This window comes from Hymenobacter defluvii (assembly GCF_017589435.1).
In the GTDB taxonomy this organism is placed as follows: Bacteria; Bacteroidota; Bacteroidia; order Cytophagales; family Hymenobacteraceae; genus Hymenobacter; species Hymenobacter profundi.
The window spans coordinates 74,658-88,950 of sequence record NZ_JAGETX010000011.1 but is presented as its reverse complement, the minus strand read 5'-3'; the positions used below and the strand labels follow the sequence as shown (position 1 = coordinate 88,950).

At 57.3% G+C, this 14,293-nt stretch carries 11 protein-coding genes and 2 tRNA genes; 2 read left to right on the top strand and 11 right to left on the bottom strand.

Going from position 1 to position 14,293, the window contains the following annotated elements; genetic code table 11:
- Window positions 1-26 precede the first annotated feature (26 nt).
- From J4D97_RS17050 to J4D97_RS17000, 11 genes are all read right to left on the bottom strand, one after another.
- Window positions 27-473: a cupin domain-containing protein gene (locus J4D97_RS17050; RefSeq protein ID WP_208308624.1), complete on the bottom strand. Its 447-nt coding sequence runs from the start codon at window positions 471-473 to the stop codon at window positions 27-29.
- A 78-nt stretch (window positions 474-551) separates the two neighbouring features.
- A complete protein-coding gene (locus J4D97_RS17045) occupies window positions 552-2,147 on the bottom strand; it encodes a carboxylesterase/lipase family protein (RefSeq protein WP_208308623.1) in 1,596 nt (531 codons plus the stop codon).
- Window positions 2,148-2,228: 81 nt separating this feature from the next.
- Window positions 2,229-3,401, bottom strand: coding sequence for an aldo/keto reductase (locus J4D97_RS17040; protein WP_208308622.1), 1,173 nt, complete (start codon window positions 3,399-3,401; stop codon window positions 2,229-2,231).
- Window positions 3,402-4,398: 997 nt separating this feature from the next.
- The gene (locus J4D97_RS17035) at window positions 4,399-5,382 is read right to left on the bottom strand and encodes a hypothetical protein (protein ID WP_208308621.1); all 984 of its coding nucleotides are present in this window, start codon (window positions 5,380-5,382) and stop codon (window positions 4,399-4,401) included.
- Between the two features lie 174 nt (window positions 5,383-5,556).
- Window positions 5,557-6,450 carry a TniB family NTP-binding protein gene (locus J4D97_RS17030; RefSeq protein ID WP_208308620.1) on the bottom strand — a complete coding sequence of 298 codons (894 nt, stop codon included), beginning with the start codon at window positions 6,448-6,450 and terminating at the stop codon, window positions 5,557-5,559.
- On the bottom strand, window positions 6,422-8,362 hold the full coding sequence (locus tag J4D97_RS17025; RefSeq protein WP_208308619.1) for a Mu transposase C-terminal domain-containing protein: 1,941 nt from the start codon (window positions 8,360-8,362) through the stop codon (window positions 6,422-6,424). The genes J4D97_RS17030 and J4D97_RS17025 overlap by 29 nt, the downstream gene beginning before the upstream one ends.
- A 489-nt stretch (window positions 8,363-8,851) precedes the next feature.
- Window positions 8,852-9,184, bottom strand: coding sequence for a helix-turn-helix domain-containing protein (locus J4D97_RS17020; RefSeq protein WP_208308618.1), 333 nt, complete (start codon window positions 9,182-9,184; stop codon window positions 8,852-8,854).
- A 394-nt stretch (window positions 9,185-9,578) separates the two neighbouring features.
- A tRNA-Glu gene (locus J4D97_RS17015) sits at window positions 9,579-9,651 on the bottom strand.
- Window positions 9,652-9,655: 4 nt separating this feature from the next.
- Window positions 9,656-9,727 (bottom strand) — tRNA-Lys (locus J4D97_RS17010).
- Complete coding sequence (locus J4D97_RS17005) at window positions 9,723-11,126, bottom strand: hypothetical protein (RefSeq protein WP_208308617.1); 1,404 nt, start codon at window positions 11,124-11,126, stop codon at window positions 9,723-9,725. Before J4D97_RS17005 ends, J4D97_RS17010 begins: the two co-directional genes overlap by 5 nt.
- Before the next feature lie 72 nt (window positions 11,127-11,198).
- A complete protein-coding gene (locus J4D97_RS17000) occupies window positions 11,199-11,756 on the bottom strand; it encodes a hypothetical protein (protein WP_208308616.1) in 558 nt (185 codons plus the stop codon).
- 294 nt (window positions 11,757-12,050) lie between these two features.
- On the opposite strand from J4D97_RS17000, the gene J4D97_RS16995 reads away from it, so the two are divergent.
- Complete coding sequence (locus tag J4D97_RS16995; protein ID WP_208308615.1) at window positions 12,051-13,145, top strand: PDDEXK nuclease domain-containing protein; 1,095 nt, start codon at window positions 12,051-12,053, stop codon at window positions 13,143-13,145.
- Window positions 13,146-13,302: 157 nt separating this feature from the next.
- Complete coding sequence (locus tag J4D97_RS16990) at window positions 13,303-14,025, top strand: hypothetical protein (protein WP_208308614.1); 723 nt, start codon at window positions 13,303-13,305, stop codon at window positions 14,023-14,025.
- Window positions 14,026-14,293 lie beyond the last annotated feature (268 nt).

The following is a 14,293-nucleotide window of genomic DNA, read 5'->3' as shown; positions in this document are numbered from 1 at the left end:
GATTGGACGCCCGCCAGCAAGAAGGTTTATCGACGATACTCCTCTGCCGTTACTCTCTTCAACCAAATAGTTTTCCCTTTGGTAACCGGGGTTGTGGCAACATACGCAAAAGTGCTTTTGGGGGCGGCCCCGTGCCAATGCTCCACGCCGGGCTGGCATTTGATGACCTGTCCTTGCTGCACCGTTTGTTTGGGCTTACCGCGCTCCTGGTAATAGCCCGTTCCTTCCGTAATCAGCAGAATCTGTCCCGCCGGGTGAATGTGCCAGTCCAGTTTGGCCCCGGGGGCAAAGGTGGCCGTCGCAATGCTGTAGGTGAACATGCTATCCGCCTCACTCAGTTCTTTGAGCCACACCGTTCCGGTGTGATTATCCGTGGTGGCGATTTCTCCTTTTGGAAAAATGGACGCTTTTTGCGCGGCGGCCGGCCCGGACAGGACCAGCAAGAACAACCAGATGGCGAGGGCTTGTTTCATCTTTTTAGGGTTCGTTAATCCGCCTAATTGCTAGGCAGCGAGTTATCTAGTTCGCGTAGCGGAATGGCACTACGTGCGTTAGCGAAGGCTTCCGGACGTAACGGCTTTTTCCACGACGTCCAGTCGTGCTTTCTTCGGGTCGGGTTCTCCGACGGCAGCGCCATCGGGGCGAAATTCGAGAAGCGTATTCTGCTTTACGTCATACATGGGCCATTTGGGTAGCCCTTTCCCGTTGGGGTTACCCGTCTTGGCGAAGTTGGCCCAGTAGGTGTTCATGCGCGTCGCCACTTCCTGGTCTTTGGGGACCACGGGGGCGCCGTTCTGGCCCCGGACAGCGCCAAATACATACGGGATTTCGGACCCATGGCCCGCGCCATAGCGCATGTACTGCTGCATGGTGGGCGAGACATAGGAAAATAGGTACACGTACGCAGGCCTGCTCTGGGCGGCAAAGGCCTGGGCAGTGAACCGGGCCGGCTCGGCCCACACCTTGTCCGTGTTGACCAGGGTGAGCATCTGGGCAAACTCGGTCTTGCCCTCCGGATCATAGACCTTGGCCGCGGCCTCCTGCTGGCTACCAAACAAGGAGAGCAGCTGCTCCTTGGAGGTGGCATTGACAAAGCCGGCGGGCACCTCCGCGCTGTTGGAGCCGATAATGATCGGCACCGGCGGCACGCGGCCGGCCTTATAGGCGCTCTCGGCCGTTTCCACGACGAGCTTGCCATCGAGAATCGGCCCAGAATAGGTGGGTGGCCCACCCGGCCCAGCCGCTTCCTGGCCCTCATCCACAATTTCGGCCGCACTCAGCGCGCGCAGCTTGGCCAGCGCCGCGGCATCGGTTCCTTCGATCTTATACCGCTTGGCGAAGTTTACGCCGATGGCTTCCGCCGATACAGGATAGTGCACATTGGCGTTTTCCTGGTTGAGGGGGCGCCCGGTGAGCACCCCATCCCGGCCGCCCCCAGACTCAATAATAGCTTTGTGGAATAGCCCTTTGGACGCGGGGATCGTCAGCAGGGACTGCACGGACACCCCGCCCGCGGACTCGCCAAAAATGGTCACGTTGCCGGGGTCGCCCCCAAACGCCGCAATGTTCTTCTGAATCCACTGCAGGGCGGCTATCTGGTCCATGTAGGCATAATTGCCTTTGGGTTCATTTGGCATTTCCTTGCTCAGGGCAGGAAACGCGAAGAAGCCGAGCCGCCCCAACCGGTAGTTCAGGGATACCAGCAGCACGCCCCGCCGGGTGAACGAGGCGCCCGTAAACTCCGGGCCGCCCCCGCTGCCGAACACAAAGCCGCCGCCGTGAATCCACACCATCACGGGCAGCTTGGATTGCTTCGTGGCGGAAGCCGGCGCCCACACGTTGAGAAACAGACAATCTTCCGAAGACGTCTTTGACAGGCCCGAGCCGCGCGGCCACCCCGCCTGCGGCGCATCCGCCCCATACTGGGTAGCCTCGCGCACGCCCTGCCACGCGGGGAACGGTTGGGGAGGACGCCACCGGTTGGCGCCGATTGGGGCCGCCGCGTAGGGGATACCCTTAAAGCTGACCACGTCCCCTTCGATGACCCCGTGCAGGGCGCCGGCGGCCGTGCGAACCGTGGGCTGAGGCTGCTGCGCCTGCAGGGTGTGGCTCATCAGCAAGACAAACCCCAGAATCAAAGTTCTCATGGTGGGCTTTTTAAGTGGTAACGTGGTTACTTCTATGGTGCTCTGCCGTAACGCCCTAGTGCGGGCGCCTTTCGGGTGGAATCAGTTTTGCGCTTTGGGCGCAGCTTCCACCCCGGAAAATTGGAGTACCATCTGCGGCAGACGCTCGCCTTTCACGTGAATGGTGGCGAGTTCCGTGTTGAATTGCTGCCATTCCTCTGCCGTCAACCGGATGGCATCCGCGCCGTTGTTCTCCAGCATGTGGGCCATCTGCGTAGTGCCCGGGATGGGCACGATAAGGGGCTTTTGGGCCAGTAGCCAGGCCAGCGAGAATTGGCCGGGAGTGGCCTTTTTGCGGGTGCCCCATTTTTTCAACAGCTCCACCAGGGCTAAGTTGCCGGGCAGGTTTTCGGGCGAAAACCGCGACTCCCCCCCGCGAATGTCGCCGGGGGCAAACCGGGTGCCCGCGTCAATGGCCCCGTTGAGAAAGCCAATGCCTAGGGGGCTCCAGGCCACAAAGCCAATGCCCAATTCCTGGCACAGGGGCAGCACCTGCGCCTCCGGCCCGCGCCACAGCAGAGAGTACTCGTTCTGAATGGCCGTCACGGGATGCACCGCGTGCGCGCGCCGCACGGTTTGTAGGCCGGGCTCCGACAGGCCGTAATGCAGCACTTTACCCTGTTTGATGAGGTCTTGCATCGTGCCAGCCACGTCTTCGATGGGCACCGCTGGGTCCACGCGGTGTTGGTAGAGCAAGTCGATGCGGTCCGTGCGCAGGCGCTTGAGCATGTTATCGACCACGACTTTGATGAGGTCGGGCCGGCTGTTGAGGCCCGGCAACCGCTGACCGGTCTGTTGGTCGATATTCCAGCCGAACTTGGTCTCAATGACAATCTTGTTGCGGAAGGGAGCCACAGCCTCCCCGAGGATGCGCTCCACCTCCCACGGTCCATACGCCTCGGCGGCATCAAATAAAGTGACGCCGTGGTCGTAGGCACTGCGGATAATGTTGTGCATTTCGGCCCGAGAAGGAATCTCCGTAGTATACTTGCGGCTCATGTTCTGCACCCCTAAGCCGACACTAGAAACCTCCAGCGTGCCGAGTTTACGCCGACCGTGCACGTTGCTTTTGGTGGCAGCAGGGGCAGTCGTTGCGGCCGAAATGGCCGCTGTCCCCATGGCGGGCAAGAGGACGCCGCCGGCCAAGAGCAAACCGGTTTTCAGCAGGTCGCGGCGGGTAAGGCCGGAAGTCAGGTGTTCGTTGGGTGCGTCCATACTTCTTGCGTAAGGGTAGCCGAGGCAGCCGCAGGTGTACGCAAGAGGGTAGCGAGATCCGCAGCAGTTAAGTACCAACACAAAGGTCCGGCATGGCAGTAGCGCAAGAAAATGAGATTCAAACCAATCAGTATACAAATCAAATAGTTGCCGGGACTCAGGTCGTAGTGCCTCCCCGGCAGTGATGCTTGCCTAACTCTTTCGCGCTGATCTAACAAAGCTGGGCAGAACAAAGGCAGTGGCTGGAAATGCAAAAGCATCGGCTCTCCTACTGCTACACCTTGATAGGTGTCCGCTCAGGTGACCGTGCCTTTTTCTACCTGCTGATTTACTGGCTCTCGCCAGTCAGCTTGGCCTACCTTTGCTGTAACACATTTTCGCTGCTGATACACAAACTATACCCGTCGGCCTCTTCGCCCTAGTGCCTAGTATGACCGAAAAACGGGCAATAAGAGGATACGTCTACTGGTTGTCTTTGACTAATATTTATTGACAATCCCTTGATATCAAAGGCATCCATCCCTTCTAAGGATTTCGGGGCTCATTTCTTATGAAGCGGTTACTCACTCTGTAGTACACGTCAGAGAAGGCAATAAGCCAGCAGGAAAAGCCGGCTCGTGCCCCTGGCTGACTTCATAGGCTTGTATGGCCTCCCGTAGCTCTACCAAGCGTGACAAGTGCCTCTGTTGGCTTTCTTTTGCTAGCTTTTTGAATTCGCGGATGGCCATTTGGAAGGCTTGCTCGGATGTAAAGACCATGTACGAAGAGGAAAGGATATTATATCATCCCTAGAGGGTGTCTAAGATTATCTTACGGATAAGTAGGATGCAGGCAGCCGTAATGCCTATCCCATCTACGGAAGAAACTACATCATTGTATCGCGGTGCCGCTCAGCTTCCCTGTAATTAGCGTAGTGCCATTAGTGGAGGAAGGCAGGTAAGGGCTACGGTTTGTTAGCGTGAAGACATTGGGGAGGTGTTATGGGTGCCAGCACAAGCTAGCCTTGTCCTAAGATAATATCCTCAGCAAGTGGATAGGTAGCCCTTTCTAAGAGCATTGCGCAGTACACTGTCAATTCGGGGCTGGTGGCTAATTCCGGTGCAAAACGAGGGTCGGGCTGGCGTGACTCGAACACGTATATCTGGGTCATAATATCCAGCAGCACAAACAGCCGGATGCAATTGGCCTGAGTGGCAAACTCTACATCACTGAGTAAGTGGGCAGCTTGGTGACGGTTAAAGTGTCCGTGTCCTGTTCCGGTCTGAGAAGGGCGGAATAGGTGGCGGTTCAAGATAACGTGCGCTGCGTCAGAGTGTAGTTTGTGAAATTGCGCGTTGTGCGGCCGAGGCTGCCGCAGGTGCCCTTGCCGGAAGAACTTGCGCAAATCGTCAAACTCCGGCTTGTCTGGCCCCCCCGCGTACCCTAGCCAGCGGAGCATGACCCCCTCGACAATGGGGGCCAGCGTCAAAAAGCAACTGATAAAATTGTTTCGAAAATACGACAGCGTAGCGGCGTCCAGCAGCTTCGTAAACGGCTGAAACGGTAGCAACTTGGAATACCGACCGTGTTTTTGCACCGCCCGCATTTTTGGTGACATAATGTACGTGCCAATGTAAGCCACAATGACCGGCTCGGATGCTGGTAACTCCCTGAGTAACTTTTCAATGTATTTGATGTCACGTAGGGTAGATGTTTCCGGAATTTGTAAGGCAAGCTGCGTTAGTTGCTCGTTCACGGCAATGATGCGCTTCAGTTCCTCCTCGGAAGTCGTCGCTGCGTACGGCATCCTGGTATATCGGTCACGCTCCTTGGCCGCTGCCGCCAGCGCCTTGCTATACATCACTGAGCAGACCCGCCCCCAAGCTGATACGTTTTCCGGTTTGTCGAGGCCGACGATAGCTCTGGCTGTTACCAGGGTAGCACCGCCTTCCAGGAGCGCTTCAACTTGGGTCGCTACTTCAGCTGTTTTCACTTTTGCCATCCCGTAAAGTTCGGAAGCAAAGCTTATCAAGATGACATATACGCTTTTAAGCTCAAACTTTTATCAAGCTCGCAGGTGCGACCAGCCAAACACCACACTTCGGCTTTTCGCTTATTTTAGGTGCCGTTCCGGTTCACGGCCCTATTAATTAAATAGCACCGTCGAAACCGCTCGTTATCTTACATCCGCCGACAGCCAGCCAGCTGTCGGCGAAGGTTCTAAATGAGTGATTTGCTGCAGGGTGATACGCTCCTGATGGTGCACGATAGCATGCACGGCCAGACGTTTGAGCAGTGCTACTAAGCTGCCGATGGTCCCTTCACTTAAGGCCAGTAGTTTACTGGCTATTGGTAGCTCGGAAAGGTGCGACGGAAACTGCAACGGCAACAAGGTTTCTAAGCTGTCCAGCAGGCGCAGATATTCCTCATTCATGGTCCAACGGGGCAATTCAATTCGTTCAAATCGACTATTGAGTTGCTCATCCTGCAAAATGACATTATGGGCACTCTGGATACCGGCGAAAACGAGCGGCAGGCACAAGGTATTGGCCAGCAGCTTGAGCACGTTGAGCACTTCCCGTTGCTTCGTGTAGGTTCCAGCCAGCACATGTTGAATTTCATCTACAATGAGAAGCCGCACGCCCAAATCTTGGAGTAAGCTGCAGATCATTTGCGGGCGTACTCGGGTACGCGTACCCAGTGTGATTGGGACCTGCAGTTCGTCTAGGATGCTTTCGTAGAACCGCTGCTCATCCGGAACAGCCGGTGCCTGCACATAGAGCACAGGCCACGTTTCCACGCCTTTTGTCTTCTGCCCAGCTTGGGTTATGCTCGGTTGACGGGTTTGTCGGTAATACTGCAACAAGCGGGTTTTTCCGTTACCTGTCGTACCCACGAGGAGCAAATTAGGCATACGTCCAATCCCTGGATGGGCTTGCAGGAACGCGAGAAATTGCAACACGTGGTGGGCCTGCGTATAGGGTACCCATTTATCTAGTAAGATAGCGCGAATGCGGTCCGCATCCGGTTTTTCCAGCCATTTAGCTGTTAAGTAAGTGAGATGCTCCATCGTCAAGATCTGGGAAGGGATGCTTCACGCGAACGCGTGGGGAGCACGACTCGGTTACGGCTGCCAACGGCTGCGCCCCTACTGGTTGCTCACTTGGCGTTGGCTTTGTATGCTCGATTAAAGACGGATGCTGTATCATCGCTTCTTGGCGAAGTCGCCGATGGCTGCGGGAAGTAGGGGTGCGGGAACGCTGTCCCCGGGCTGCCACTTGTTGCTGGACTAGTTGTTCTTGCTGTTGCAACTCCTGCATAGCGGCGAACACTTGATTTTCTTGGACACGGACGGAGGGAGACTGCTGTAATCGAAGCCGACGCAGGGCTTCCCGTTTGGTGTGGACTGAGAAGGGACCCTGGCGCAGATCTGCCAGCGGGATAGGATGGTACTCCCGGGTAACCGGATCTAAAAAATAGACGCGGCTTAGGTCTCGCGGATCCGTACGAAAGATATATTTAGGCCGTCTCGTTGATCGACCCGCTTCAGCCGAACTGGTGATGTAAGACCGGAGCACATGGTCAAAGTAGTGTAAGTGGTCGATTACGACGCCGTAGCGCTGAATGGTACGTTCCACAAACGGTAAAAAATCTAGCTGTACCTGCCGTTCATTCATCGGCCGAGCGGGCACGCCGTGCCCACCCGGAGCTAGTATCCCTTGTTCGTAACAGTACACGGGACTCGTCCCCAACGTGGCATGCTTCTTCCGATGATACACGCCGATAAGATAGGTTGTTAGCCATTTCTCAAAGGCGGGCAGGGTAAAGATGGCATGGGCTTGCGGCCGGTACGTGCGTCGTTCCTTACGGGCGGAGAAGTAGGCTCCAGGGATGTGGCGTATGCGATACTTAAGCGTACGAATCAACCGTTCCACATGCCCACCATATTGCGGTTGACCAGGTGGGCGATACTGTAGCTGAATAGCATACTGTTCACAGGCCCGCAGCAGCATCGTCCCGTGAAACTCTTTTGCATTATCTAAATGTAAGGATTTCATTACACCCCAGCACGGCCACTCCCCCTCGATGTTACGTTGTGCTAGCCACGTTTCTTTCGGCAAGATAGCGTGTGCTAAGCAGAGTCCGGTTCCGCTGGCCCCAGGTAATTCCAAAGACAAGTAAAAGCCAATCACCATGCGGGAATATATGTCTAGCGCTACCGTCAGCCAGGGCCGCCCCACGGGTTGATGCGTTTGTTCGTCCAATAGCACAATATTGAGCAGCGTATGATCAATTTCTACCACCTCCAATGGGTTAGTTGGCTGCAGGGTACTAGTGCGTAACGGTTGACACTGCTCCCGCGCTGCCTGCGCCCCTAGTCGCCGCCGAATACGCTCCTCTTGCGGAAACTGGGCGATGCGTCGACGTAACGTGTTCAAGGCAGGAGGGGGCAGTTGTTGTTGGTTGCAGGTGAGGCACAACGTGTCGTAGATGTGCTTGGCACAGGGTTGTTGCAACGAGAAATACTGTCGAACGGCTGCTTGCACCACGTGTTCCCGCTGCGAGGGTAACCGAGAGCGTTGCTTTCCTCCCGCTGGCTTGTGCTTGAGTAAACCCGTTAGGCCGGCCCGCTGGTAGGCTTGCAACCAGCGGCGTAGCGTGGCTTCGCTGATCTGGTGCTGGGTGAGCGTGGCAGCCAGAACGGTGGCTGGTATGCGCTTCTGCAAGAGTGGTTGAATGATCGCGTACCGAGCGAGCGCTATGCGTTGTGCTTCTACGGGCGCAAATTGGTACGTGTCGTGCTCTGGAGGCGTTGGTTCCTGAGAGGGCAGTGGTTGTAAGTGCTGTGGGGCGACGATGATCGCGTGACCGGCTACAGTTTCCACAACGATATGCGTCAGGTCCTGTATGTGCCGCACAATGACGGGCTGCCCCTGATGAGCGCAACGAACTCCAGCGGTTAGCACAAAGCGGTCTTCCATCTTGAGTAACGTGTAGACGCATTCAAAGATGGATAGAAGATAGAGATTAATTAATTTAAAGTCAATAAAATAGCTTCTATACTAGCAGGGAAATACACGCATCGACTTTGGGTATATTGTTCGTTACACTCATCCTCTTTGAGCATTATAGTCATCGTCTTTGAGTAGAATCAGCCTAGATTTGATTCTATTTCGGTCATCCTCTTTGGAATTTTACACTTTATCGGAACCTATCGCTCCTTCAGGATACCCGCTGGTGTAACGCAGGCAGCCTGCGAACGGGTCAGCACCCTGCTAGCTGTTTGACTAGATTCATCTGGGTGGCTCAATGCCCCCCCAACGTCCGCTGACTAACTGAGCTTACCCGGTCCCAGCGCGGCGGCGCTACTATCCCGGTACGGGCCAACCCGGGTGAGACGTTGCCGGGGAACGTAGCGAGAAATTATAGATGGGGTGCCAAGCCCCGGCGAGTGGCTCCTGCGCAAGCCGCTACTCAGGTGCGGCGGCCAGGGAGGAACCCGGGAGTGGTCCTGGCTGGAAGGTTGCGCGGTGATACCGGCGGGGATAAGCATCGAGCGCCGAGCACCGGAAACCCCAGTCTTTTTCGTTGAGGCGCACGCCCTGGATGCGACCTCCGCGACGGGCGCGCCGCAGAGCATCGGTGCTCAGCCCGATGTACTCGGCAGCCTGGGCAGTGGTCAGCACCGGGTCGGGCTTTTCCGGGGTTGGATGCAGGAGCTGGTGCACTTGGTGGGTCAGTTCGGTGACGGTAGCGCACAGGGCGCTCCATTCGGCTTCGGAGATGAGCAGGACGGTTTGCATGGAGTGAATAGAAGGAGGAAAGACGATATACTGGTAACGGCCGCGGCCCCAAAGAGGCTACATACCGCGCGCCCGGTATAAGAACTGGACGGGTAGCAACCACGCTGGCCCTACCTGCGCAGGAAGCACGTGACCGGGAACATTGTGGGGCGGGCTAACAGCCCGTTAGGTACGGCTCACTCATTGGGCCACTAACGCGTCTTCGTACGCCTATGCCTTCGGGAGCGTGCACGCCCTGACTTTCTCGGTGGATGGCAGGACAACGGGACAGGCGGTGCCGCTGACTTTTATTGACTCGGTATATAGCCAAGTAAGGCGACAGCGGACGCTGGTGGTGGCGTAAACCCCAGTAGTTGTCTTACAACGATCGGCAACTACTTGCCGTTTGGGTCTGCTCTGGTAGCAGGGCTCGAACCTGCGGCCACCCGGTCCGAGAGCCGGACGCTCTTCCACTGCGCTATACCAGAGTTGCGATGAGGGCAGGGCTCGAACCTGCGGCCAACCGGGTAAGAGCCGGACGTTCTGCCACTGAACTACCTCATCCTGGTGGCGTATTCCGTTCGTTCTGCTCGGGGCGGAGGGGCCGCGCCGCCTTGCCCGAGAAATAGCGGTGCCGCTTTAAGATAGCAGCAAGATACGGATTAGCAATGCGCACGCCGTGCACTAGTTCCGGGGTCGGTCGAAACTTTACTACACCGTGCGGCCGGGGAGCGAGCCAACCGGACTTTTCCGGGTCGAGGCCCGCTTGCTGACACGCGGCGGCCACTTGTGCGCGGGTGCAGGTAGCGGTGCCGGCAAACACCTCCCACGGCAGGGGCAACGCGGCCCAGACCTGCGTGTTGGGGTCCAGCCCCTGGCCGGCGCTGCGGTGCCAGGCGGCCACATCGGCGGCCATCAGGCGCAGCGCCTTGCCAAAGCACAACTCCTCGAGCACGAACTCCATGCCGAGGGCGTAAAGCAGGTTAATCCAGTTGTCGCGGGCCTTGTTCCACGCACCTGCGGCGGCATTCCAGGTAGAGGAGTCGTCGCCCCGCTTCACTATCATGGTCTGCCGGGCAAAGGTGTTGCGGGCCCAGACGTCCCGTAAATACGTAGCGGCCTCCTGCAGGAAGGTGGTCCAACGGCCGAGTAGCTGGCCTTGCTGCTCACCAGCGAGCTGGGCCAACACGTGGGGAGCGGGGTACACGTGGGCCATAGCCCACCAGTTGGCCGTGGGGCTGGCGGGCTGCGCGGCCGCGCCCAACCAGCATGCCACGGTGGAAGGGGCAGCGCCCGCACAACGCTGAAATAGCATGTCGGCCACGTCGTCGTAGGGCCGCTGCTGCCCGTCGAGGGTAAATTCGCTGCGCAAGTTGCAGCGGGCTGTGTAATAGGCGATGAAGGCAGCGCTATCCAGGTCGCGGGCAAAGACCTCATAGGGCAGGTCGTGGATCAACCCGTGCTTGGCTACTTGTTCCAGCTCCAGCTTGCGCCACTCTTGCAGCAGGCGCTGCAGCTTCTGCTCCAGGTGGCGTACCGAGCGAAAGAGCTTGTTGTAGCGCCGTTTGGAAAGGTCCAGGCCGGCCGCCGTGCGGGCGGCCTGGTCGAGGCGGTCGGTGCGGTAGTTGTTTGCCTGGTACTGCTTACCGATGAGCGGGTTGATCTGGTGCAGGAAGGCGGCTACCTCGTCGGCCGAATCATAGCGCTGGGTAGGAGGAAACGGCACGCCAAACAAAACGGCCGACTGCTGCACTTGCTGCGTGGCCCCGACGGGTGTGCGGAAGGTGTCGAGCAGGGATGTATACTGCCAGACGCCTTGCCGGACGGAATGACTGGCTGCCCGGCGCAACGTGGCCAGCTGCGTCGGCGTCAGGCGGTCCTGCAGCAACGGTAGTAACAGGTCGGCAATGTCTTCGGGACGCCGCCGTTGCTGCAGGGTTTCGTAAAGGGGCCGTAAATTCATGAAGCGACCAGAAGCGAAGGGTAGAGAAGAGCGTAGGCAACACTTATATTCGTTGGCTTTTCGGGCGGCAGCTTAGCCATAGACAAAGTACACGGTAGTACTGCCGTGTTCCTGCGCGTGCGTCAGGAAGCGTCGAAAATTGCGCAGGTCCTGGCCAAAGTTGTTACGGATATACCCGTCGCCTGGATTCTGGGTGAAATCAGCGAAATAGCTTTTATTACGAAGCGTATCATAGCCATGATCATTCAGGCGGCTTGGTAGATCCTCCAGTTGGGGAAGCTTCGTGAGCAACTGGTCAATGAGGGCGGTTACTGCTTCCAGGTTGCCATCGAGTTGCGCTTTGTCGGCTTCAGCTCGTTGCAGAATTTTTTTCCGTTCCTTATCATCCTCGGCATACTCCAACTCGCCTCGCAAGAAATTATCGTCAGGGTAGTTCTCCATGTCGTACAAGGGAGTAATGTCCACACCCGTTAATCGACCAATTTGCTCGAGTTCAGGTTCGCCCTCCACCACAGCGCGGCGGCTCATCAGGTTGCAAAAGGTTCGGCTTAGGCTGCGCTGATAAAAATCCAGTTCGTCTGAGTTTAATTCTTCTTGATTGTTGGCTTGCAGGTGAATATCAAGGCCCATGGAATGACAAGGAAATACGTTGAAAGGATACGGCGGAGTAGCGACAAAGCAATTAAGTAAAGGCAAAGGAGCAAAGAAGAAGTTGGATGTAGAAACTTGTACAACTTGCTTTATGCCGTAAGCCCGCGGTAGCCTACTCTATGGTTCACCTACCCTCGCCTGGTACTGGGTTGTGGGGTAGTAGTATCGACCAAGCGACTCCTGGTTAGCAAAACTAGCTCTAGATGCGGGGCCAGCCTCTTCCGTGTCGGATACGTTGCGCAGAACCGCGGCGGGCCGCGTATCTTGGACGCCATGGCAGAAGCAACGTTTTCCGGACTGACTGGGCGCATCACGCACCTGCACGAGCAAACGCAGCGAGCAGCGGCGCGGCAGATCAACTATTGGCTGACGGTGCGCAACTGGCTCATCGGCTACTACATTGCTGAATATGAGCAGCACGGCGAGGACCGGGCCACCTACGGCGCCCGGCTGATGCCGGAACTGGCGCAGCAAGTGAAGCAGGTACGGGGATTGTCGACGCAGCAACTGTACCGGTGCGTCGACTTTTATCGAACCTACCCGACAATTCTCTCAACAGCGTCGAGAGAATTGTCGGGGTTGAATTTGCCTGCGCTACCAGCCTTCTCCCCGGCTGAGGCGCCCCTACCCGGCGTGGCACCGGAGCTGCTGCTGCGTCGGCTGAGCTTTTCGCACTTCCTGGAGTTGCTGCCGCTGACGGACCCGCTGCAGCGGGCGTTCTACGAGGTGCAGGCGGTGAAGAACAGCTGGTCGGTGCGGGAGTTGAAGCGGGCCGTGGGCACCATGCTCTACGAGCGCACGGGGCTGTCGACGGACAAGGCCACGGTGCTGGCAGGCCACGCCGGCGCGCAGCCACTACAGGTGGCCGACGTGGTGAAGAACCCTTACGTGCTGGAGTTCCTGGGGCTGGAAGAGCGGGCCAGCTACAGCGAACAAGATCTGGAAACGGCCATCATCGAGCACCTGCAGACCTTTCTGGTGGAGCTGGGGCGGGGCTTCTGCTTCGAGGCTCGGCAGAAGCGCATCACCTTCGACAACGAGCACTATTTTATTGACTTGGTGTTCTACCACCGCATCCTGAAATGTCACGTGCTGGTCGACCTGAAGATCGGGGCCTTCAGCCACGCCGACGCCGGGCAGATGAACGTGTACCTGAACTACTACCGCGAAAATGAAATGACGGAGGGCGACAACCCGCCGGTGGGCCTGATTCTGTGCGCGCAGAAGAACGATACGCTGGTGCGCTACGCTACCACGGGATTGTCGGAGCAACTGTTCGTACGTAAATACCGGGTGAATTTGCCCTCGGAAGCGGAGCTGCAACAGCTGGTGCGGGAGGAGCAGGCGCGTCTAGGGAAGGACGTATAACTGTCGGCTACTCTATTTCTTGTCTGTTAATTCCAGCTACTCTACCATGCGTCTGTTCGCCGCGCTGCTCGTCTTACTAGTCGTATGTGCGCTTGTCTTTCGGCTAGTGTCGATTGGTTCGAAAGCAATGCCGAAGCCTTCTCCTGCTAGCGTTCCTATGCCCGTAACCGATGGTGCCCGGTGCGAGGTATACCAGTTTGCGGGGACTGACAGCGCGGCGCGGGAGCTGGTGCTCGTGCGCACACTCAGCCCCAGCGGGCAGGTGCTTCAGGAACGCGCCACCAACTACCAGGAAACGTGTGGGGATAATTGCGTGGACGGAACGACACGCTACCAGTACCAGGATACGATGCTTGTGGCACGTGTCTTTACTTATACTACCTATAAAAAAGGAGACCAAGCTAAGACCCTGTACTACCACGACCAGCAGAGGCGTTTGGTGCGGCAGGAGCATTTTACCTATGAGCGACGCTTGCGGCAAGACGTAGCCAAAGGCATCGGCGGCCGCGACGGATGCATTGTAGGAGAGGCGGACTATGAGCAACACCGCACCTGGGAAAAAACCAGCAGCATTCAGTACGCTTACGACGCGAAGGAACGACGAGTGAGCTACGACGCACCCGCGCTACATTTCTCCCGTCAGAACCGGTACACCTGGGCCTATGACAGCCTGGACCGGGTACAGACTTATTATTCCTACGACGGGCAGCGGCTGATTTGGGTAGAGCGCTACACGTATTCTCCGGCCGGTTACCGCTTCACCCGCACCTGGTACAATGCCGACGGTACTCCCGCGCACATAACGCCACAGCAGCAAGAATACGGGGCACCCTATACCTTCACTCGCTACCAGAGCCGCAACGGCCAAGTCGAGCGGTAGGAAACTGTCACGGCCCACGGCGACGTACTAAATCGGCGGCGCTCATACTACAACCACGAAAAGCAGCTGGTCAAGACCGTGTGTGAGAATGGGAAAGGAGAGCCACAGCTGACGCATGTGTACGTGTACCAGTAGAAGCGGCATACTGTTGCCTTTTCATGCAACGCTTCTACCCAATTGCTGAGCAACACCTAATACCTCACTTCTACTTCGGTGGCCGTGTACATCAACTCGGGGGAGGTAGTATGAATAGTAAAAATCAGTCGAC

Coding starts and splice junctions, on each gene's coding strand:
- J4D97_RS17050 (WP_208308624.1), bottom strand. CDS start 473: ATGAAACAAGCCCTCGCCATCTGGTTGTTCTTGCTGGTCCTGTCCGGG.
- J4D97_RS17045 (WP_208308623.1), bottom strand. CDS start 2,147: ATGAGAACTTTGATTCTGGGGTTTGTCTTGCTGATGAGCCACACCCTG.
- J4D97_RS17040 (WP_208308622.1), bottom strand. CDS start 3,401: ATGGACGCACCCAACGAACACCTGACTTCCGGCCTTACCCGCCGCGAC.
- J4D97_RS17035 (WP_208308621.1), bottom strand. CDS start 5,382: ATGGCAAAAGTGAAAACAGCTGAAGTAGCGACCCAAGTTGAAGCGCTC.
- J4D97_RS17030 (WP_208308620.1), bottom strand. CDS start 6,450: ATGGAGCATCTCACTTACTTAACAGCTAAATGGCTGGAAAAACCGGAT.
- J4D97_RS17025 (WP_208308619.1), bottom strand. CDS start 8,362: ATGGAAGACCGCTTTGTGCTAACCGCTGGAGTTCGTTGCGCTCATCAG.
- J4D97_RS17020 (WP_208308618.1), bottom strand. CDS start 9,184: ATGCAAACCGTCCTGCTCATCTCCGAAGCCGAATGGAGCGCCCTGTGC.
- J4D97_RS17005 (WP_208308617.1), bottom strand. CDS start 11,126: ATGAATTTACGGCCCCTTTACGAAACCCTGCAGCAACGGCGGCGTCCC.
- J4D97_RS17000 (WP_208308616.1), bottom strand. CDS start 11,756: ATGGGCCTTGATATTCACCTGCAAGCCAACAATCAAGAAGAATTAAAC.
- J4D97_RS16995 (WP_208308615.1), top strand. CDS start 12,051: ATGGCAGAAGCAACGTTTTCCGGACTGACTGGGCGCATCACGCACCTG.
- J4D97_RS16990 (WP_208308614.1), top strand. CDS start 13,303: ATGCCCGTAACCGATGGTGCCCGGTGCGAGGTATACCAGTTTGCGGGG.